Genomic DNA, 21,133 nt, shown 5'->3' with positions numbered 1-21,133 from the left:
TCCACCTTGGGATTCTTCTATTTGGGAGAGCCGAGCCGAGGCCGCAGGGTCCGGCGCCGGGACGTTCCTTTTCACGGTACCAACTCCCACCAAACCCTATGCTCAACCCCCGTTACGCATTGGTCCTGAGCGCGCTGCTGAATGCCGCCGGAGCCGTGGCGCAGGTGACGCCCACTCCCACACCACCGCCCAGCCAGCCTACGCCGGCCCCCACCACCCCAACTCCCGCCGCGCCACCCACCGGCACGCCGGTGCCCTCGGCCAACCCCACGCCCTCGCCGCCCGCGGCCCCGGCAGCGGGCAGCGCCGTTACGCCAACTCCGCCCACGGAGTCGGTGCCCTACGGGGCGGGCATGAAGGTGAACCTCTCGCCCGATGGCACCAAGTACCTGCGCTTCCTGACCTGGCACCAGATCTGGACGCGCTGGACCAAAAACAACACCGGCACCCAGCGCGCCCCTGGCAAGTTCCAGGACGACCAGCTGGACTTCTCCATCCGCCGCTCCCGTCTTATCATCCTGTCGCAGCTGAACCCGCGGTTCATGATTTACACCCACGTCGGCATCAACAACCAGACGGGGGTGAGTGGGGGCGTGGCGCCGGCCCAGGACGCCAAGAAGCCGCAGCTTTTCATTCACGAAGCAGTGGTGGAGTACAAGGTGAACAAGTACGTGAGCCTGGGTGCGGGCATGCACTACCAGAACGGCCTCTCGCGCCTCACCCGCTCCAGCACGCTCAACTTCCTGACCATGGACGCGCCCCTGACCAACTGGCCCGTCATTGAGGCCATTGACCAGTTTGCGCGCGGCATCGGGGTGTACGCCAAGGGCCGGGTAGCCAAGCTTGATTACGCGTTGAGCGTGAACGAGTCGCTGCTCACAAACCAGACGGGCGCATTCAGCAATGCCCTGGGGCTGGGCACTTCCGTAACTACGGGCGCCGGCAGCAACCAAACCACCACCAATACCGGCTCCAACATTGCCCAGTACAATCCCCAGGGCACCGACCACATCTACCAGGGCTACGTCAGCTGGGAGTTTATGGATCAGGAATCCAATCTGCTGCCCTTCAACGTGGGCACCTACCTGGGCACCAAGCGCGTGCTCAACATCGGGGCGGGCTTCTTCTACAACAACGACGGCATGTCGTCGCGCGGCACTTCCGACGTGGCCCAGGTGAATGGCTCGGGCTTCACGGCGGCCCAGATTGCGGCCATCCCCACCCGCAAGCACGACATCACCCTGCTCTCGGCCGACGTGTTTTTCGACACGCCCATCAACAAGGAGCGAGGCACGGCCTTCACCGTGTACGGCGTATACTACAACTACAACTTCGGGCCGAACCACGTGCGCTACATCGGGCCGGCTAACCCCGGCTGGGGTGCCACGCCCCTGCGCGGCAACGCCATTCCGCACTCCGGCACCGGTAACATCGGGTTTGTGGAAACCGGCTACCTGCTGCCCACCAACGTGCTGGGGCCCAAGGTGCGGGTGCAGCCCTACACCTCGTTTCTGCTGGCTGGCTACGAAGGCCTGCGCAAGCCCAACGGCGACATCCAGAACACCAACGTGTTTGATGTGGGCTCCAACTTCTACATCGACGGCCACAACGCCAAGTTCACGCTCAACTACCGCCACCGCCCCGACTTCACCAACCAGGTGGCCCGCCCCGAAGGCGGCGTGCGGGTGAACGACGTGGAGTACCGCCCCGAAATCACCCTGCAAACCCAGATTTTCTTGTAGGAACTGAGGTAGTGGGGTGGATGATGGTGGGGTAACAGGTGACAAGTGACAGGTGACAGGTGACAGGAAGAGCGTCATGCTTCATCTGGCGTCCGCTTGCCGAAGCATCTCTCCCGCTTCGTTGCGGATGGCTGCTTCGTCTGCACGATTGGAATTAGCCAGCGGTAGAGATGCTTCGACTCCGCCTCCAGCTGCGCTCAGCATGACTGTTCTCCTGTCCCCTGTCACTATTCACCTCACCACTTCATCAGCCCATCACTCTCTTCGCACAAATCCCACTCATTCACTCATCCAGACAATGATGAACCATACCCAACCGCAGCGCGACGCCTACGCTGGCGCCACGCCCCTGGCCGGCGGGCCAAGCTCCGACACCGCCGTGGCCCACGACAACAACTCGGTCGAGAAAAGCAAAATCTGGCAGGTGATTACCGCCTCGTCGGTGGGCACCGTCATCGAGTGGTACGACTTTTACATCTTCGGCTCCCTGGCCGCCATTATCGGGCCGGTGCTGTTTGGCACCACGGGCAAGATTGAGGATACAATTCTGGGCACGCTGGCCGTGTTTGGGGCGGGCTTCGTGGTGCGGCCCTTCGGGGCGCTGGTGTTTGGGCGCGTCGGCGACATGATCGGGCGCAAGTATACCTTTCTGCTCACGCTGCTGATTATGGGCGGGGCCACCTTCGTGACCGGTCTGATTCCGAGCTACGACAGCATCGGGGTGGCGGCGCCCATTATCGTGACCATTCTGCGCCTGCTGCAAGGGCTGGCGCTGGGCGGCGAGTACGGCGGGGCCACCACCTACGTGGCTGAGCACTCCCCCGACCACAAGCGCGGCTACTTTACCTCCTTCATTCAGATTACGGCCACGGCCGGGCTGTTCTTGAGTATTCTGGTGATTGTGGTGACGCGCAAAACCATGGGTGAAGAGGCCTTTAAGGAGTGGGGCTGGCGCATACCGTTCCTGCTCTCGGGCCTGCTGGTTATTGCCTCCTACTATATCCGCCGCAAGCTGCACGAGTCGCCGCTGTTTGCCAAGGCCAAGGCCGAAGGCAAAACCTCCACCAACCCCCTGCGCGAGTCGTTTGTGAACCCCGTCAACCGCCGCCTGGTGCTGATTTCGCTGTTTGGGGCCACCATGGGCCAGGGCGTGGTGTGGTACACGGGCCAGTTCTACGCCTATTCCTTCATGCTGAACACCTTGAAGCTAGACCTGGTGGACGCCAGCATCATTTTGTGCGCGGCCCTGCTGCTGGCCACGCCCTTCTTCGTGTACTTCGGCTCACTTTCGGACCGCATCGGACGCAAGAAAATCATTATGATGGGCCTGCTGTGCGGTGCCTTGTTCACCATCCCGATTTTCTACGGCATCAAGGCCTTTGCCGGCCCCATTACGGAAGTAACCGCCGCCACTGTGGATGCCACCGGCAAGGCCGTGCCCGCCGTGATGAAAGCCCTCAGCCCTAACATGCCGGCTATGATTGCGCTGGTGTTCTGCCTGGTGCTGTTCGTGACCATGGCCTACGGACCCATTGCGGCCTATCTCGTCGAGCTGTTTCCCACCAAAGTGCGCTACACCTCCCTGTCGCTGCCCTACCACATCGGCAACGGGGTGTTCGGGGGCTTCGTACCGTTCATTGCCACGGCCCTGACGCTGCGCGCCGCCGCCCAGCCCGAGGGGACACTTTTCAAGGAGTACAGCAGCTTCGCCGGCCTGCTCTACCCGGTCGCCATTGCCCTGATTTGCTGGATGATTGGCTCAGCGCTGATGAAGGACGTGCGCAACGTACGCCTCATGGAAGACCAGCCGGTTCAGTAGCAACGGCCCACAGGCTTGCCGCAAAGTCCGCCGGGCCCAGGTTCGGCGGACTTTTTTCAAGGTAGAAAGTTGGGAAGTTGAGAAGGTAGAAAGTTGATAGTTAGACCGTCCTGCTTGATCTGGCATCCACCCTGTGAAGCATCTCGCGTGCTGACGTTGCAGTGGTATGGTCATGCTGAGCTTGCCGAAGCATCTCTACCTCTGGCTAACTTTCATCATGTGCAGACGAAGCGGTAAAGATGCTTCGACAAGCTCAGCATGACGGTCTATCGGCTTTCCTGAACAGCTTCATCTCCTCCTGTTCACTTTCTACCTTCTCAACTTCCCAACTTTCTAACTTCCATCATGCCTTCCATTTCGCCCCAGGAGCGCCCGGAGCAGCGGCGCGGGCAGCGGCTGCTGTTCTTAACCGTGCTGTTCGGTGTGCTGCTCAACTTCCCCCTGTTGGCCGTTTTCGACCACGACGGCAGGGTAGGGGGCATCCCGGTGCTCTACCTCTATGTGCTGCTGGCCTGGGTGGCCCTGGTAGCCGCTACGGGGTGGCTGGTGAGGAAATGAGTGAATGAGCAGGTGAGTGAATGAGCAGGTGAGTGAATGAGTGAATAGGGACTTGTTAGGAAGTTATGACACCGGATAAATAGTGGGTAGTTTGCTATATGGATAAAGTAAACAAAGCAGCTTTCACAGAAGCATTACGGAGCCGCACCAAGCAAATGGCTCTGCGTACCATTCGACTATTTCAGCGCCTGCCCAAAACGGATGAAGCGCGAATTATCGGTAAACAGCTTTTGCGCTCGGCTACTTCGGTTGGCGCTAATTACCGGGCGGTGTGCCGGGCCAGGTCTAAGGCGGAACATTACGCCAAGCTGTGTATCTGTGTAGAGGAAACCGACGAAACATTGTACTGGCTGGAGCTGCTGACGGAAGCAGGCATTTTTCCCGAAGCCAAATTGGCTACCCTGCACCAAGACTTCAGCGAAGTACTAGCCATTCTCACCGCAGCCCGCAAAACCGCCTCCGCCCAGTAAACCATCATTCACTCATCCACTCATTCACTCATTTCCAAAACATGCCCGCCTGGCTTGTCATCGGCTTTTCCTTCGGCTACCTCGCGCTGCTGTTCGGGGTGGCGTATGCGGCGGAGCGGCGCTCGGCGGAGCGGCGAAGCCTGGTGAGCAACCCCTACGTGTACGCCCTGAGCATGGCCGTGTACTGCACGGCCTGGACCTACTACGGCTCGGTGGGGCGGGCAGCGTACTACGGGCTGGAGTTTGTCGGCATCTACCTGGGCCCCACGCTGATGGCGCCGGCGGCTTGGCTGGTGCTGCGCAAGATTATCCGGGTGTGCCACACCCAGCGCCTCACTTCCATTGCCGACTTCATCTCGGCCCGCTACGGCAAAAGCGCCTCGCTGGGCGCCCTGGCCACGGCCGGGTGCGTGCTGGGCGTGGTGCCCTACATTTCCCTGCAAATCAAGGCTATTGCGGCTTCGTTCGACATCCTGACCCGGCCGCCCAGCACGTTGCACCTGCCGGTGGAAGGGGCCGCCGCGGCCGGCTCGGCCCTGTACACGACGGTGGCGCTGGCGTTTTTCACCATCATTTTCGGGGTGCGCTCCATCGAAGCCACCGAGCGGCACGAGGGCATGGTGCTGGCCGTGGCCCTGGAAAGCCTCGTGAAGCTGGTGGCGTTTCTGGCCGCCGGGCTGTTCGTCACCTACGGGCTGTTCAACGGGTTTGCGGATGTATTTGAGCGGGCCGCCGCCCTGCCCGACCTGGCCCGGCTGTTCACGCTGCACGGGGCCGGCACCACGCCGGGGCAGTGGTTTACCCTGCTGCTGCTGAGCATGGCTGCCATTCTGCTGCTGCCCCGGCAGTTTCAGGTGGCGGTGGTCGAAAACGTGAACGAGGACCACCTGCGCAAGGCCATGTGGCTGTTTCCGCTCTACCTCATCGTCATCAATCTGTTTGTGCTGCCCCTGGCCTTCGGGGGGCGCCTGCTCGACCCCCTGGCCTTGCTCGACGCCGACACGTTTGTGCTGGCCCTACCCTTGCAAGCGGGTCGGCCCTGGCTGGCCCTGCTCATCTACCTGGGCGGACTGTCGGCGGCCAGCAGCATGATTATCGTCGAAACCATTGCCCTGAGCGTGATGATGAGCAACCATCTGCTCATGCCTTTGCTGGTGCGCATTCCGGCCGCCCGGGCCGAGGGGCCGCGCTGGTTTGCCTACCTGGGGCAGGCAGCCCTGCACAGCCGCCGCCTGGCCGTGGTGCTGGTGCTGGCCCTGGCTTTTGGCTACTACGCCGCCGTGGGCCACCTGCTGCCGCTCGTGAACATCGGGCTGGTGTCGTTTGCGGCGGTGGCGCAGTTTGTGCCGGTGGTGCTGGGCGGGCTCTACTGGAAGGGCGGCACCCATCAGGGCGCCACGGCGGGCCTGTTGGCCGGGTTTGCGGTGTGGCTCTACACTCTGGTGCTGCCCACGATGGTGGCCCCCGGCCTGCTGCCCGAAAGCCTGCTCACCGAGGGGCCGCTGGGCCTGGGCGGACTGCGGCCGTTTGCCTTGTTCGGGCTCGAAGGGCTCGACTACCTCTCGCACGGCTTGTTCTGGAGCTGGTTTTTCAATGTGGGCTGCTACGTGGGCGTGTCGTTGCTGGGGGCGCCCTCGGCCCTGGAGCAGCGCCAGGCCAACGTGTTCGTGGACGTGTTTCGCTACGGCACCCCGTTTGAAGGGCCGGCCGGCTGGCAGAGCGCGGCCCGCCTGCCCGATGTGCGGGCCCTGCTCACGGGTTTTCTGGGGAAGAGGCGCACCAACCAGGCCCTGCACGCCTTCCAGGAGCGGTTCCCGGATGCCCACGCGGCCACCGAAGCGGCCCTAACGCCACCCCAGGCCGACCCGCGCCTGCTGGCCTACGCCGAGCGCCTGCTGGCTGGCTCCATCGGCCCGGCCTCGGCCCGGCTGCTGCTCAGCTCCTCCGTGGGCACCGAAGACATCAGCTTCGACAACGTAGTGGGTATCTTGAAAGAAAGCCAGCAGCTGCTGGAAGCCAACCGCCAACTCCAGAAGCAGCAGCGCCAGCTCCAGCGCCTTACCCAGGAGCTGCAAGCCGCCTACAACCAGCTTCAGGAGCTGGACCAGCACAAAGACGAGTTTCTGTACACCGTCACCCACGAGCTGCGCACCCCGCTCACCAGCATTCGGGCTCTGTCCGAAATCCTGACCGATAACCCCGACATGGACGAGGAGGAGCGCCAGCGTTTTCTGCTCACTATTACCAAGGAATCGGAGCGGCTGAGCCGGCTGATTACCCTGGTGCTCGACCTGGAGAAGTACGAGTCGGGCAAGGCCACCCTGGACAAGGCCCCGGTGGACGTGGCCGAAGTCATCAGCGACGCCCTCGACGCGGTGGGCCAGCTGCTGCGCGACAAGCACATCCACCTCGACGTGGCCGTGCCGCCCGCCCTGCCGCCCCTGGCCGGCGACCGGGACCGGCTGATGCAGGTACTCGTGAACCTCTTGAGCAACGCCGTAAAATCGTGCCGGGCCGATGGGACGGGGCGCATCCGGGTGGTGGCTGAGGCCGCGCCCGACACGCTCCGCATCCGGGTGCAGGACAACGGCAAGGGCATTGCCCCGGAGTTTCACCAGCTCATCTTCGACAAGTTTTTTCAGGCCCGCAACCAGACCACGCGCAAGCCCGAAGGCTCGGGCCTGGGCCTGGCCATTACCAAGAAAATCGTGGAGTTGCACGCCGGCCGCATCTGGGTGGAAAGCCAGCCCGAGCAAGGCGCCACGTTTGCCGTGGAGTTTTCAATTGGGAATGAGTAAATGAATGGATGAGTAAATGAGCGAATGAATAAAGAACGTCCTGCTGAGCTTGCCGAAGCATCTCTACCTCTGACTAACTTCAATCGGTTACAACGAAGCAGGCATCCGCAACGAAGCGGTAGAGATGCTTCGGCAAGCTCAGCATGACAAGTGCTGCTTTTGCGTCTCTTGCATCCTCTGCGACAAACGACTCCTGAAATACCCCTAGTACCCAGTGCCATGACTACGGCCCCCCACATATTAATTGTTGACGATGAGCCGAACATCGTCATGTCGTTGGAATTTCTGATGCGCAAAAACGGCTACCAGGTCAGCATTGCCCGCAACGGCACCGAGGCCCTGGAAGCCGTGGACCGCACTGGCTTCGACGTGGTGCTGCTCGACATTATGATGCCCGACGTGGACGGCTACCACGTGTGCCGCCACCTGCGCCAGCGCCCCGACCGGGCCGCCACCCGCGTGGTGTTCCTCTCGGCCAAAAGCAAGGAAGCCGACATCCAGAAAGGTTACGAAGCCGGCGCCGACCTCTACCTCAGCAAGCCCTTTAGCACCCGCCAGCTCATGGAAAAAGTAAAAGAACTGCTCGAGCCCAACCCCTTCCCTGCGGGGGAGGGGCTCTAGTTCTAGCTTTCTAGTCTACTAGCTAAAAACTAGAACTGGAGCCCCTCCCTACCGGATTTCGCGCAGCAAGCGTTGCGCATGAAGTAGCTGGGTTGGGGCGGGGCCAAGGACGGATGATAACTCTCTCACTGCTTCGCCCAAAGCCCGCCTTCGTCCACCCGTCTCCTCATCTTCTCCCACCCTAAATACTCAACCACCCTCAGCCCTTCCTTGCCAAGAAGGGGGAGCTAGAGCTAGTTCCCCCTCCCAACCGGGGAGGGGGCTAGGGGGTGGGGCTACCATGAACTCAACCTACGCCACCGACTACGCCGCCAGCCTCCGGGACCCGGCGGCTTTCTGGGCCGAGCAGGCGCGGCAGCTGCGCTGGTTTCGGGAGCCGCCGCGGCCCGTGCTCAGCCAGGAGCCCGATACCGGTTTCTACCGTTGGTTTCGGGGTGGGCAGCTCAACACCAGCTGGCTCTGCCTCGACTACCACGTGGAGCACGGCCGCGCCGAGCAAGTGGCCCTGGTCTACGATTCGCCCGTGACCCAGACCGTGCGCCGCCTCACCTACCGGGAGCTGCTGGACCTGACCAGCCGCTTTGCCGGGGGCCTGCGCGAGCTGGGCGTACTGCGCGGCGACCGGGTGCTCCTCTACATGCCCAATCTGCCCGAGGCCGTGGTGGCCATGCTGGCCTGCGCCCGGCTGGGGGCCGTGCACTCAGTGGTGTTCGGGGGCTTCGCGCCCCGCGAGCTGGCCGTGCGCATCGACGATGCCCGGCCGCGCGCCATCATCTGCGCCTCGGCGGGGCTGGAAGTAGACAAAGCCGTGCCCTACAAGCCCCTGGTAGACGCCGCCCTGCAAGAGGCCACCCACCAGCCCGACTACGTGGTGGTGTTGCAGCGCGACTTCTGCCGCGCCGAGCTGAAGCCGAATCCGGACGGGCTGCCCCTCAGCCTTTCTTCGGAAGCATCAGCAACAGCCGAAGCGGCCCCCGTTGCCTACACCACCGACCATTTCGGGCGGTTGGCAGACCTGGCGGAGTGTCCGGCTGAACAGGAGGAGCAGGGAGATACTGCGCAGGGGCGCATCCAGGAGGCAGAAGCTGCCGCCGACGGGTTTGCGTCATTGAATACGCAGAAGGAAGAGTCCGGCAACCATTTTGGGCGGCTAACCCAACCGCTGAGCCCCACTAACGGCCAGCTATGCGCGCCTCGCCGGCCCCGCGACATCGACTACCAGGAGCTGCTGCGCGCGGCGCCCGTGGCGGCCGTGCCCCTCGACGCCACCGACCCACTCTACATCCTGTACACCTCCGGCACCACCGGCAAGCCCAAGGGCGTGGTGCGCGACAACGGCGGCCACGCCGTGGCCCTGAAGTACAGCATGGCGGCCATCTACGGCGTGCAGCCCGGCGACACGTTCTGGGCCGCCTCCGACATCGGGTGGGCCGTGGGGCACAGTTACATCGTGTACGCGCCCCTGCTACACGGCTGCACCTCGGTGCTGTTTGAAGGCAAACCCGTGCGCACTCCCGACGCCGGCACGTTCTGGCGCGTGGTGCAGGACCACGGCGTGCAGGTGCTGTTCACGGCGCCTACGGCCATTCGGGCCATCAAGAAGGAAGACCCCGGCGGCGAGCTGGCCCGGCGCTACCAGCTGGGCTCCCTGCGCCGCCTGTTTCTGGCCGGGGAGCGGTGCGACCCCGCCACCTACGACTGGGCCGGGCAAGTGCTGGGCGTGCCCGTGGTCGACCACTGGTGGCAAACCGAATCGGGCTGGCCCATGCTGGCCACGCCGGCGGGCTACCCCGACACGCCCCCGCCCCGCGCCGGCTCGGCCGGCCACCCCGTGCCCGGCTACAACGTGCAGGTGCTGGACGAGGCCGGCCAGCCGGTGCCCCGCGGCACCACGGGGCTGGTGGCCGTACAGCTGCCTCTGCCGCCTGGCTGCCTGCCCACGCTCTGGCAGGACGATGCCCGCTTCCGCAGCTCCTACCTCAGCACCTTTCCCGGCTACTACCTGTCCGGCGACGGCGGCTACCAGGACCCGGACGGCTACTTCTACATTATGGGCCGGGTGGATGACGTGATTAACGTGGCCGGCCACCGCCTGAGCACCGGCGAGATGGAGGAGCTGCTGGCCGCCCACGCGGCCGTGGCTGAGTGCGCCGTGCTGGGCGTGGCCTCCGAGCTGCGCGGGCAGGTGCCGGTGGGCCTGGTGGTGCTGAAAGACGGCCAGACCATAGGGGAGGAGCAGCTGGAACGGGAGCTGGTGGCCCTGATTCGGGACAAAATCGGGGCCGTGGCCTGCTTCCGGCAGGCGGCCGTGGTCAAGCGCCTGCCCAAAACCCGCTCCGGCAAAATCCTCCGCAAAACCCTCCGCCAGCTCGCCGACGGCGAAGACTTTTCTATGCCTTCTACTATTGATGACCCCGCCATCCTGGACGAAATCAAGAGTGTACTTCTCACTCGAAGCATCGGCCTAGCCTTCACCTCTAAAAGCACTCAGGACTAGAGTTAGAGCTAGCTCTAGTCCTAAAAACTCACCCCCTCACTACCACCACCTCACCATATTCCCACCATGCCCGACACCGCCCCCAAACACGCCCGCATCCGTACCCTGGACGAGTACCATGATGCCTACCGCCGCAGCACCCAAAGCCCCGAGCAATACTGGGCCGAGGTGGCCGAGCCCTTCACCTGGCGCCGCAAGTGGGACCAGGTATTCAGCTCCGACATGCCCGCCGGCCGCAACGAGTGGTTCCAGGGCGCCCGCCTCAACATCACCGAGAACTGCCTGGACCGCCACCTGGCTACGCGCGGCAACAAGCTGGCCATCATCTACGAGCCCAACGACCCCAAAACCCGCCACCTGCGCCTGACCTACCGGGAGCTGCACCACGAGGTATGCAAGTTTGCCAACGTGCTGCTCAACAACGGCGTGGAGAAGGGCGACCGGGTGTGCATCTACATGCCCATGATTCCGCAGCTGGCCGTGGCCGTGCTGGCCTGTGCCCGCATCGGGGCGGTGCACTCGGTTATCTTCGCTGGCTTCTCGGCCACGGCCATTGCCGACCGGGTGAACGACGCCCAGGCCAGCGTGGTGCTGACCTCCGACGGCCTCAACCGCGGGGCCAAGCAGATTCCGGTGAAGCGGGTGGTAGACGAGGCCCTGGAGAGCTGCCCTTCGGTGCGCCGCGTCATTGTGGTGGAGCACCTGGGCTGGCCCGTGCAGATGCAGGAAGGCCGCGACGTATGGTTTCACGACGAAGCCAGGGATGTAGCCAAAACCTGCCCGGCCGAGGAAATGGACGCCGAAGACCCGCTGTTCATTCTCTACACCTCGGGCAGCACCGGCAAGCCTAAGGGCGTGGTGCACACCACCGCCGGCTACATGGTGTGGGCCGACTACACCTTTCGCAACGTGTTCCAGATCGAGGAAAACGACGTGTACTGGTGCACCGCCGACATCGGCTGGGTAACCGGCCACTCCTACCTGCTCTACGGGCCGCTGCTGGCCGGTTCCACCTCGCTCATGTTCGAGGGCGTGCCCACGTACCCCAGCCCCGGCCGCTTCTGGGAGGTCATTGACAAGCACGGCGTTACGGCCTTCTACACCGCACCCACGGCTATCCGCTCCCTCATGGCCATGCCCCTGGACCATGTGCTCAGCTACTCCCTCGACTCCTTGCGGGTGCTGGGCTCGGTGGGGGAGCCCATCAACGAGGAAGCCTGGTACTGGTACTACCAGCACGTGGGCAAGGAGCGCTGCCCGGTGGTGGACACGTGGTGGCAGACTGAAACCGGCGGCATTATGATTTCGGCCCTGGCCGGCATCACGCCCTCGGTGCCGGCCCGCGCCGGCCTGCCCCTGCCGGGCGTGCAGCCCGTGCTGCTCACCCAGGAAGGTCAGGAAATCGAGGGCAACGACCAGGAAGGCTACCTGGCCATCAAGCAGGCCTGGCCCGGCATTATCCGGACCACCTACGGCGACCACGAGCGCTGCCGCCAGACCTACTTCGCGCCCTATCCCGGCTACTACTTCACCGGCGACGGTGCCCGCCGCGACGAGCAGGGCCTCTACCGCATCATCGGCCGCGTCGATGACGTGATTAACGTGTCAGGCCACCGCTTCGGCACGGCCGAAATCGAAAACGCCATCAACCAGAACGCCCACGTGGTAGAATCGGCCGTAGTCGGCTACCCCCACGACGTGAAAGGCCAGGGCATCTACGCCTACGTCATCTGCCCCGAAGGCGTGCCCGAAACCGAAGCCGACCGCAGCCACATAGAAGCCAGCATCATCGAAACCGTGGTAGCCGAAATCGGCAAAATCGCCAAGCCCGATAAAATCCAGATTGTGTCGGGCCTGCCAAAAACCCGCTCCGGCAAAATCATGCGCCGCATCCTGCGCAAAGTAGCCGAAGGCGACACCAGCAACCTCGGCGACGTAACGACCCTGCTCGACCCACTGGTGGTGGACGAGATTATCGGAGGAAGGAAGTAGGGCCTCACCCCCCGGCCCCGCAGCTGCTTGATGCGCAGTATCCCGTGGAGAGGGGGAGCCTGACGATTTCGGCAGCGCAGCCCTTTCGGCTACCGCCTCAAGAACTGCTACCAACAAGAAAGCGCCACTACGACTTTGTAGTGGCGCTTTGCTTTTATTAAATGGTGAGCCGCTGCGGAGGCCTCTAGCCGACGTAGCGGCGTAGAACAACCCGGAACTGGCTCCCCCTCTCCACGGGATACTGCGCATCAAGCAGCTGCGGGGCCGGGGGGTGAGGCCCTAAAACCGGCTCAGATAGTTTCGGGGCTGGGGCTTGCGCTTCTTCTTTGAAGAAGAAAGCCACGCCACCAGGCCCACGCCCACCACGGCGGCCGTGGTCAGGCGGGTAATAAGGCCGGTTCGGTCGTGCTGCCAGGATGCTTTGTAGCCTTTTTCGGCGAAGATGTTGGGCAGCTTGCCGTGGGCGAGGTCCTCTACGATGCCTTCCACCACGTTCACCCGGTCGGCGAGCAGCAGGGGCAGCCAGTGGCCGTAGTGCGACTCACTGTACTTGAAAGCCACGCGCCGGAGCATGCCGCTCAGGCCCTGCGGGGGCGAGGCGGTGCCGAACACGGCGGGCAGGTTGGGCCGCTCGATGGATTGCAGCACTTCCACGCTTTCGGGTTGCTGGGCGGGCCGCTCCCAGGTGTAGCCGCGCTGCTCGGCGTCGGTGTGGTGGGGCTTCATGGGGTAGGTGGGGTCGTTTTGCGGGTCGGCGTCCACGCCCCAGCCGTTGATTTGCTTGTAGTCGGTAATGCGGTTCATAACGGGGAAAGGTTAGCTGCGGGCAGATGGGGGAATAAGCACGGGCTTGATGCAGTTGTCGAGCTTGTCGGCAAACAGGCGGTAGCCGTCGGCCACTTCCTCCAGGGGCAGGCGGTGGGTAATCAGGGCTTTGGGGTTGAGCACGCCATTCTGGATGTGCTGAATTAGGCGCGGGAGCAGGCGCTTCACCGAAGCCTGATTGGCCCGGATGGTCAGGCCCTTGTTCACCACGTTGCCGATGGGCACGAGGTTGTCGGTGGGGCCATACACGCCCACGATGCTCACGATGCCGCCCTTCTTCACCGAGTTGATGGCCCAGTGCAGGGCCGTAGCCGAGCCGGCCTGCAACAGCGCCTTGCGGCCCGTAATGGTTTGCATGAGGTTGCCGGCCGCCTCGGCACCCACGGCGTCAATTACGCAGTCGGCGCCCAGCCAGTCGGTGGCTTTCTTCAGGAACACCACCGGGTCGTCCATGTCCTTCTCGAAGTTGTAGGCCTCGCAGGGCGCGTAGTTCTTCACGAACTCCAGGCGGTAGTCCACGTGGTCGAGGACGATGACGCGGCCGGCCCCGAACAGCCAGGCGCACCGCGCGGCCATAATGCCTACCGGCCCGGCCCCGAACACCACCACCGTGTCGCCGGGCTGGATGCCGGCCATTTCGGCGGCCTGGTAGCCCGTGGGCACCACGTCGGTCAGCATCACAGCATCGTCGGGGTCCATGCCTTCGGGTATCACCGTGGGGCCGAAGTTGGCGTAGGGCACGCGGGCGTACTCGGCCTGCCCGCCGTGGAAGCCGCCCGCCGTGTGCGAGTAGCCGAAGATGCCGCCCACGGCCGAAGCCTGGGCATTCGACTCGTGGCAGTTGCCGTAGAGGCCCTGCTGGCAGAAAGAGCACCGCCCGCAGGCAATGTTGAAGGGTACCAGCACGGTGTCGCCCACCTTGACTTTGTGCACGTCGGGCCCCACTTCCTCCACCACACCGATAAACTCGTGCCCGAAGGTGGTGCCCACGCGCGTGTCGGGCACGTTGCCGTTGTAGAGGTGCAGGTCGGAGCCGCAGATGCACGAGCGAGTTACCCGCACAATGGCGTCTTCGGGGTGCAGGATTTCGGGCATGGGCTTTTGGCTGGCGCGGACCCGCTTCGGGCCTCGGTAATCCATGGCAAGCATAGGAACTAGGGTTAGGTGGTGGAGGTGGAAGGCTGTGTTGGCAGCGGCGAGAAGCTTCCGGCCGCCGGGCAACCAGCAGGTGCGCGGCAGAAGGCTCTGCTCCTGCGGGCATGAGGTGTACTTGCCTGGCGGGGTAAGGTTGCTACGGTCCGGCTTCTTCCGGCAGGAATACGTGCGGATACGCCGGAGAACTAGCCTACCTTCGCCGGAAATTCTGCCCTGCTCATGCCCCACTTCCAGATTCAGCCCCTGCGCCAGCACCTGGCCCCGGCCATCCAGGATAAAATCGACCAGAAAACCAAGCCCCTCGGTGCCCTGGGCCAACTGGAAGCCCTGGCCCGGCAGCTGGCCCTGATTCAGCAGACGCTGACGCCCGAGCTGCGCCGGCCCCACCTGCTCGTCTTCGCCGCCGACCACGGCCTGGCCGCCGAGGGCGTGAGCAAGTACCCGGCCGAGGTAACCTACCAGATGGTGCTCAACTTCGTGCGCGGCGGGGCGGCCATCAACGTGTTCTGCCGCCAACACGGCCTGGAGCTGAAAGTGGTGGATGCCGGGGTGAAAGGCTCCTTCGCGGAGTTTCCGGCCGTCATCGACCAGAAAATAGCCGCCGGCACCCGCAACGCCCGCCACGAGCCGGCCATGACCCCGGAGCAGTGCGAGCAGGCCCTGGCGGCCGGGGCCCGGCTGGTGCGCGAAGTAGCCGCCGCGGGCTGCAACGTCGTGGGGTTCGGGGAAATGGGCATCGGCAACACCTCGGCGGCGGCCCTGCTCATGCACCGCTTCACGGGCCTGCCCCTGGCCGAGTGCCTGGGCCGCGGCACCGGCCTCGACGACGAGCAGCTGCGCCACAAAGCCGCCGTGCTGGCCGCCACCGCCGAAACGCACGCCCACCTGACGGAGCCCCTGGCGGTGCTGGCCGCTTTGGGCGGGTTTGAAATTGTGCAGATGGCCGGGGCCATGCTTCAGGCTGCCGAGCTGGGCCTGGTGGTGCTGGTGGACGGCTTCATTGCCACGGCGGCTTTGCTGGCCGCCGCCGCCCTGCACCCCGCTGTGCGCGAGTACTGCGTATTCTGCCACCAGTCGGAGGAAACCGGCCACGCCCGCCTGCTGGCCTACTTGCGGGCCCGGCCCCTGCTGCACCTGGGCCTGCGCCTGGGCGAGGGTACGGGCTGCGCCCTGGCCTACCCGCTGCTGGAGTCGGCGGTACGCTTTCTAAACGACATGGCCTCGTTTGCCAGCGCCGGCGTGAGCCAGGCCGAAACGCCCGCCGCCCTATGATGCGCCGCCAGGTAGAGCTGTTTTTCACGGCCCTAATGTTTTACACCCGCGTACCCTGCCCGAAGTGGGTAGGCCATTCCGAGGAGCTGCTCAACAAGGCCACCATCTACTTCCCGGTGATGGGCTGGCTGGTGGGCGGCGTGGCGGCCGGCACCTACTGGGCCCTGAGCTACCTGTTCCCAGTGGATGTTGTCCTGCTGCTGAGCATGGTAGCCAGCATCCTGCTGACCGGGGCCTTCCACGAAGACGGCTTTGCCGACGTGTGCGACGGGTTCGGGGGCGGCTGGACGCCGGCGCGCATTCTGGAAATCATGAAGGATAGCCGCCTGGGTACCTACGGGGCGGCTGGGCTGGGGCTGATATTGGCGCTGAAGTTTGGGGCCCTGCGCAGCCTGCCGCCCACGGCCGTGGCCCCGGTGCTGGTGGTGGCCCACGCCCTGAGCCGGGCCACGGCCCTCACCTTCATCTACACCCACGACTACGCCCGCGCCAACGAAGACAGTAAAGCCAAGCCCGTGGCCAAGAAAATCAGCCGCGCGGAGTTGCTGGTGGGCCTGGGCTTCGGGGTGCTGCCGCTGCTGCTCTACGCCGCCTGGCTGGGCCGCCCCGCCCTGCTGCTGGTGCTGCTGCCGCTGGTCCTGGTGAAGTGGTACCTGGCCCGCTATTTCCAGAAGTGGATCGGCGGCTACACCGGCGACTGTCTGGGCGCCACCCAGCAAGTAGCCGAGGTGGTGGTCTACCTGTTTTTCTGCTCCCCGCTATGGATATCTACCTGATTCGGCACACCCGCGTAGAAACGGCCGCCGGCATCTGCTACGGCCGCTCCGATGTGCCCGTGGCCGCCACCTACGCCCAGGACGAAGCCGCCGTGCGCCAGCGCCTGGCCCCGGTGCTGGCCGTCGGCCCGGTGGCCGTGTTCAGCAGCCCGCTGGCCCGGTGCCACTGCCTGGCCGAAGCCCTGGCTCCCGGCCCCATCACCTTCGACGACCGGCTGATGGAGTACGACTTCGGCCGCTGGGAGCTGCAAGCCTGGGACCAGCTGCCTGCTTCGGAGCTGGACCCCTGGATGGCCGATTTCGTGCACACCGCCGCCCCCGGCGGCGAAACCTTCCACGGCCTGCAAGCCCGCGCTGTCGGGTTCCTGACCGAGCTGCTGGCCGCCCCCGAAGCGCCGGCTACGGCCCTGGTGTTCAGCCACTCGGCCGTTATCCGCAGCCTCGTGTGCCACTGCCTGGGTTTGCCCCTCCAGCACGCCTTCCGTCTCGATATCGACTACGGCTCCATCACGAAGGTGCGCTGCAAGCATGGCCAGTTCAGCGTGGCGTACACGAATGGCTGACGTGGGGTTTTCTCGCAGAGGTCCGCTGAGGTCGTTCCTCTGCCTGCCTCTGCGCATCCCTCTGCGGACCTCTGCGAGAAAATTCCTACCCCGCTGAAGCCGGCAATATTTTCCCGGTCACCTCCCCGAACCCAATCCGCAGGCCATCCTTTTCACAGAATCCCCGCATAGTCACGGTGTCGCCGTCTTGCAGGAATTTACGTTCCGAGCCGTCGGCCAGGGGCACGGGGCGGGTGCCGCGCCAGGCCAGCTCCAGCATGGAGCCCAGCGAGTCGGGAGTGGGGCCGCTGATGGTGCCGGAGGCGTACAGGTCGCCGACTTCCAGGTTGCAACCGTTGGAGGCGTGGTGGGTGAGCTGCTGGGCCATGCTCCAGTACATGAGCCCGAAGTTGGAGCGCGAAATGGTGGTGGCGGCGCTGTTTTCTGGTTGCAGGTCCACTTCCAGCTTGATGTCGAAGTTGTGCGCGTCGAGCTGGCGGAGGTAGAGCAGGGGCTCGGGCTCCTGCACCGGCCCGGCCACCCGGAACGGCTCCAGCGCGTCCAGCGTCACCACCCACGGCGACACGCTGCTGCCGAAGCTCTTGCCCAAAAACGGCCCCAGCGGCACGTACTCCCAGCTCTGAATATCCCGGGCGCTCCAGTCGTTGAAGAGCACCAGCCCGAAGATGTGGTCCTCGGCGTACTGAATGGGCACGGTTTCGCCCAGGTGCGTTCCTTTGCCCACCACAAAAGCCATTTCCAGCTCAAAATCCAGCTGCTGCGAGGGACCGAAGGTGGGCGCGGCGGCATCGGGGGCTTTGCGCTGCCCGTTGGGCCGCCGGATGTCGGTGCCGCTGACTACGATGGAGGAGGCCCGGCCGTGGTAGCCGATGGGAATGTGACGCCAGTTGGGCAGCAGGGCGTTGGCCGGGTCCCGGAACATTATGCCCACGTTGGTGGCGTGCTCGATGCTGGAGTAGAAATCGGTGTAGTTGCGGGGCTTCACGGGGCGGCGCATCCGCACCTCGCGCTGGCGCACCAGGCAGGCGCGCATGGCTTCCTCATTGTCGCGCAGGGCGGGGTTGTCGTGGCGCAGCAGCTCACTCACGCGCTGGCGCACAGCCCGCCACGCCGGCCGGCCCAGGGAGATGAACGAGTTGAGCGCCCCCCGCCGAAACACCTTGGGCATCTTGGGTCCCAAATCCAGATCCTCGAAAAAGCCGAACTGCGCCACCGCGTACAAATCCAGCACGTACTCGCCAATGGCCACGCCCAGGCGCGGACCCGGCTGCTCGTCCTTGTCGAACACCCCAAACGGCAGGTTTTGAATGGGAAAGTCGCTGGTCGGGGCAATGTCAATCCAGGAGCGGAGCGCGGGGTCGTTGGGCTGGGCCATGCGGGTTGAATGGTTGGTGATAGGAGAGGGGCAAAGGTAGCGGCGTGAGGAAAACGATGTGCGAGGATGGAGAAGTAGTCAGTCAAGCCAAGTATCTTTATCGGTAGCGGCTGGCATTGGTGTTGTATCACAACCAAGAGTTAGTGGTTCAGCTTATACCAGCATCTTAACCATTGCCGTTAAGGAATGAAAATCCATTCGCAGCGTTAGAAGCCATTTTCAGCCATACAGCCATGGAAAAATTGACCCGGCATACAAGCTTCGCAGCGTTAAAAGCTGATGTCAAATCTGATAACAGCGCCTTGAAGAATAAGAAAATGGTTCAGTTTGAAGAGCTACTAGCCTTAATGAGAAGAAATATTACTTTATCGAAAACGACTAATTCTGATGGAAAATAATTTGTTTGATACCATTATCAAATTATGCCACGCTCTGAATAAACATGCTGTGCAATACATGATTGTAGGCGGTACGGCTGTGGCACTACACGGATATTTCAGATACTCTACTACTTCGTCTGGTACACTTGCAGACAAGCCCGATTTAGATTTTTGGTACAACCCATCGTACGAGAAACTACTTTAACCTTTTGAATGCATTGCAAGAACTGGGACAGGATGTTACAGCCTTCAAAAACGAGCAAGCTCCGAGCCCAAGAAAATCTTTCTTTAAGTACGAATTTGAAGACTTTACTCTTGATTTTCTACCACAATTGAAGGCCCCTTTAAATTTTACATCAGCTTTTGCAAACCGGCAAATCGTGCAGCTAGCTGGAATTGATATTCCATTCATAGGCTATAACGACTTACTAGATGATAAAATGGCAAGCGCTAGAGCTAAGGATCTGACTGATATGGAAGAATTAAAGAATAAAAGAAAAGCAAAAGAACAGTAAGAGTACTTGCTCAAATAAAAGCGTCGCGCCCCGCTCTCACCGAAAATCGGCAGAAGCGGGGCGCGCTACGTTAAGACAAGTAAACCTAAAACTGCGGCGTAGGCACGGGGTTAGGCTGCACGGGGCGGCCAGCCTGGCCGGCGGGCTGCTCGTGCATGGGCGTCACGTTGGTAGCCTCCACGGCCCTGATTTCAGGCACGGCTTTTTTTACCGATTCCTCGACGCCCGCCTTCAGCGTCATCGGCGACATGGGGCAGGTGCCGCAGGCCCCGAGCAACTCCAGGCGCAGCACCATGTCGGCGGTGATGTCGAGCACGCGCACGTTGCCGCCGTCGGCCGCCAGATAGGGCCGGATGGTGTCCAGCGCCTGCTCAACGCGGGCTAGCAGCGGGTGCGCGTCTACGGCGGCAGAATGTGTCATGAATCGTTGATTTACGCTGATTAATTGTGATTTCGCAGCTTTTTACCGGCCGCCGGCCGGGCAAATCAGCTCGGCAAAGGTAGGGCTTTTGGCTGGTCTGAATTCAACCAGCGGGCTGGGAGAGAAGTTTAATGACCTGCATGATGCAGGCGAAAAACTGCTGAGCAGCGGGCATAAATAGAAAACAAAATCGGTGCAGCCAGAAGAATCAGCGTCAATCAGCGGTTCATTTCGACTACCTGGGTGCGCGGTGCTACGGCGTTGCGGATGCTGACCTGGCGGGCCAGCTCCTCGGCCAGCTGGCCGAACACCTCGGCCGTGGCGGAGCCGCTTTCGAGGATGGCGGGCGTGCCCCGGTCGCCGTTTTCGCGGATGCTCTGCACCAGCGGAATCTGGCCCAGCAGGGGTACTTCGTGCTTGGCAGCCAGGCCTTTTCCTCCCCCTTCCCCGAAGATGAAGTACTTGTTTTCGGGCAGCTCGGCGGGCGTAAACCAGGCCATGTTCTCCACGATGCCCAGCACCGGCACGTTGATCTGGGGCAGGCGGAACATCTGCAAGCCCTTCTCAGCGTCGGCCAGGGCTACTTTCTGGGGCGTGGTGACGATGACCGAGCCGGTGACGGGCACGGTTTGCACCATGGTGAGGTGAATATCGGAGGTGCCGGGGGGCATGTCCAGGAGCAGGTAGTCCAGCTCGCCCCAGTCCACTTCCGTGATAAACTGCTTCAGGGCCGACGAGGCCATGGGGCCCCGCCACACAATGGCCGACTCGGCCGGGGCCAGAAAGCCGATGCTCATCAGCTTCACGCCGTGGGCTTCTATCGGCTCGATGAGGTTGCGGCCTTCGGGGGTGCGGTATACGTGCGGGCGGGCGTCTTCTACCCCAAACATCAGGGGCATGGAGGGGCCGCTGATGTCGGCATCCACGAGGCCAACTTTGGCGCCGGTTTTGGCCAGGGCAATGGCCAGGTTGGCCGTAACGGTGCTTTTGCCCACGCCGCCCTTGCCCGAGGCAATGGCAATGATGTTGCGGACGCCGGGCAGGATGTCGCGGTTCTGGCGCATGGTGGTCACGCGCGAGGTCAGGTGCACCGTCACCTCGGCGTCTTTGTCCACCATGGTGTGGATGGCGCGCACGCAGGCGTTGTGAATCAGCTCCTTGAGCGGGCAGGCGGGCGTGGTCAGGACGACAGTGAAGGCAACCTTGCGGCCGTCAATCTGCACGTCCTCAATCATGTTGAGCGTGACGAGGTCCTGGCCCAGGTCGGGCTCTTCCACGTAGCTCAGGGCTTTGAGAACGGCTTCGGTGGTTATCGGGGTCATGGGCGGAAAGTATGGTGCAAAGATAACCCGAA

The 21,133-nt window shown here is 63.2% G+C and carries 18 protein-coding genes; 13 read left to right on the top strand and 5 right to left on the bottom strand.

The genetic code is table 11. The features are described 5' to 3' along the window. Nucleotides 1-98: 98 nt before the first annotated feature. The 8 genes from OIS53_RS05385 to acs all read left to right on the top strand — a co-directional run bounded on the left by OIS53_RS05385 (nucleotide 99) and on the right by acs (nucleotide 12,497). The gene (locus OIS53_RS05385; RefSeq protein ID WP_264681372.1) at nucleotides 99-1,742 is read left to right on the top strand and encodes a hypothetical protein; all 1,644 of its coding nucleotides are present in this window, start codon (nucleotides 99-101) and stop codon (nucleotides 1,740-1,742) included. Between the two features lie 301 nt (nucleotides 1,743-2,043). Beyond that, nucleotides 2,044-3,561 carry an MFS transporter gene (locus OIS53_RS05380; RefSeq protein ID WP_264681371.1) on the top strand — a complete coding sequence of 506 codons (1,518 nt, stop codon included), beginning with the start codon at nucleotides 2,044-2,046 and terminating at the stop codon, nucleotides 3,559-3,561. 345 nt (nucleotides 3,562-3,906) lie between these two features. Then, nucleotides 3,907-4,119: a hypothetical protein gene (locus tag OIS53_RS05375; RefSeq protein WP_264681370.1), complete on the top strand. Its 213-nt coding sequence runs from the start codon at nucleotides 3,907-3,909 to the stop codon at nucleotides 4,117-4,119. 98 nt (nucleotides 4,120-4,217) lie between these two features. Then, complete coding sequence (locus OIS53_RS05370) at nucleotides 4,218-4,589, top strand: four helix bundle protein (RefSeq protein ID WP_264681369.1); 372 nt, start codon at nucleotides 4,218-4,220, stop codon at nucleotides 4,587-4,589. Between the two features lie 41 nt (nucleotides 4,590-4,630). Then, the gene (locus OIS53_RS05365) at nucleotides 4,631-7,387 is read left to right on the top strand and encodes a sensor histidine kinase (RefSeq protein WP_264681368.1); all 2,757 of its coding nucleotides are present in this window, start codon (nucleotides 4,631-4,633) and stop codon (nucleotides 7,385-7,387) included. 219 nt (nucleotides 7,388-7,606) lie between these two features. Next, entirely contained in the window at nucleotides 7,607-8,008 is a 402-nt protein-coding gene (locus OIS53_RS05360) for a response regulator transcription factor (RefSeq protein ID WP_264681367.1), read from the top strand. Nucleotides 8,009-8,288: 280 nt separating this feature from the next. Next, nucleotides 8,289-10,505 (top strand): AMP-binding protein, encoded by a 2,217-nt coding sequence (locus tag OIS53_RS05355; RefSeq protein WP_264681366.1) that lies wholly within the window; start codon nucleotides 8,289-8,291, stop codon nucleotides 10,503-10,505. Between the two features lie 66 nt (nucleotides 10,506-10,571). Next, a complete protein-coding gene (gene acs, locus OIS53_RS05350; RefSeq protein ID WP_264681365.1) occupies nucleotides 10,572-12,497 on the top strand; it encodes an acetate--CoA ligase in 1,926 nt (641 codons plus the stop codon). Nucleotides 12,498-12,776: 279 nt separating this feature from the next. Here acs and OIS53_RS05345 read toward each other — a convergent pair whose 3' ends face one another. Then, entirely contained in the window at nucleotides 12,777-13,301 is a 525-nt protein-coding gene (locus OIS53_RS05345) for a hypothetical protein (protein ID WP_264681364.1), read from the bottom strand. 12 nt (nucleotides 13,302-13,313) lie between these two features. Further along, complete coding sequence (locus OIS53_RS05340; protein WP_264681363.1) at nucleotides 13,314-14,471, bottom strand: zinc-dependent alcohol dehydrogenase; 1,158 nt, start codon at nucleotides 14,469-14,471, stop codon at nucleotides 13,314-13,316. A gap of 225 nt (nucleotides 14,472-14,696) precedes the next feature. Here OIS53_RS05340 and cobT point away from each other — a divergent pair, with 225 nt between their 5' ends. Genes cobT through cobC form a run of 3 tightly spaced genes read left to right on the top strand, consistent with a single transcriptional unit; the run spans nucleotide 14,697 to nucleotide 17,088 of the window. After that, nucleotides 14,697-15,749, top strand: a complete 1,053-nt coding sequence (gene cobT / locus OIS53_RS05335) for a nicotinate-nucleotide--dimethylbenzimidazole phosphoribosyltransferase (protein WP_264681362.1) — start codon at nucleotides 14,697-14,699, stop codon at nucleotides 15,747-15,749. Further along, a complete protein-coding gene (locus OIS53_RS05330; RefSeq protein ID WP_319805476.1) occupies nucleotides 15,746-16,525 on the top strand; it encodes an adenosylcobinamide-GDP ribazoletransferase in 780 nt (259 codons plus the stop codon). The genes cobT and OIS53_RS05330 overlap by 4 nt, the downstream gene beginning before the upstream one ends. Beyond that, a complete protein-coding gene (gene cobC / locus OIS53_RS05325; protein ID WP_264681361.1) occupies nucleotides 16,510-17,088 on the top strand; it encodes an alpha-ribazole phosphatase in 579 nt (192 codons plus the stop codon). The genes OIS53_RS05330 and cobC overlap by 16 nt, the downstream gene beginning before the upstream one ends. Nucleotides 17,089-17,173: 85 nt before the next feature. On the opposite strand, the gene fahA is transcribed toward cobC, so the two are convergent. Beyond that, nucleotides 17,174-18,463 (bottom strand): fumarylacetoacetase, encoded by a 1,290-nt coding sequence (gene fahA, locus OIS53_RS05320; protein WP_264681359.1) that lies wholly within the window; start codon nucleotides 18,461-18,463, stop codon nucleotides 17,174-17,176. Nucleotides 18,464-18,696: 233 nt separating this feature from the next. Here fahA and OIS53_RS05315 point away from each other — a divergent pair, with 233 nt between their 5' ends. After that, nucleotides 18,697-18,861 (top strand): hypothetical protein, encoded by a 165-nt coding sequence (locus OIS53_RS05315; RefSeq protein ID WP_264681358.1) that lies wholly within the window; start codon nucleotides 18,697-18,699, stop codon nucleotides 18,859-18,861. 191 nt (nucleotides 18,862-19,052) lie between these two features. Beyond that, nucleotides 19,053-19,358, top strand: a complete 306-nt coding sequence (locus tag OIS53_RS05310) for a hypothetical protein (protein ID WP_264681357.1) — start codon at nucleotides 19,053-19,055, stop codon at nucleotides 19,356-19,358. Between the two features lie 85 nt (nucleotides 19,359-19,443). Here the strand turns inward: OIS53_RS05310 and OIS53_RS05305 are convergent, their stop codons facing one another. Both OIS53_RS05305 and OIS53_RS05300 read right to left on the bottom strand, forming a co-directional pair. Then, nucleotides 19,444-19,779, bottom strand: coding sequence for a NifU family protein (locus OIS53_RS05305; protein ID WP_264681356.1), 336 nt, complete (start codon nucleotides 19,777-19,779; stop codon nucleotides 19,444-19,446). A gap of 218 nt (nucleotides 19,780-19,997) precedes the next feature. Further along, nucleotides 19,998-21,101 carry an Mrp/NBP35 family ATP-binding protein gene (locus OIS53_RS05300; protein ID WP_264681355.1) on the bottom strand — a complete coding sequence of 368 codons (1,104 nt, stop codon included), beginning with the start codon at nucleotides 21,099-21,101 and terminating at the stop codon, nucleotides 19,998-20,000. Nucleotides 21,102-21,133 lie beyond the last annotated feature (32 nt).

Source organism: Hymenobacter sp. YIM 151500-1, from assembly GCF_025979885.1.
Classification (GTDB): Bacteria; Bacteroidota; Bacteroidia; order Cytophagales; family Hymenobacteraceae; genus Hymenobacter.
The sequence above is the reverse complement of the archived record's forward strand: the minus strand, read 5'-3'. Positions and strand labels throughout refer to the sequence as shown.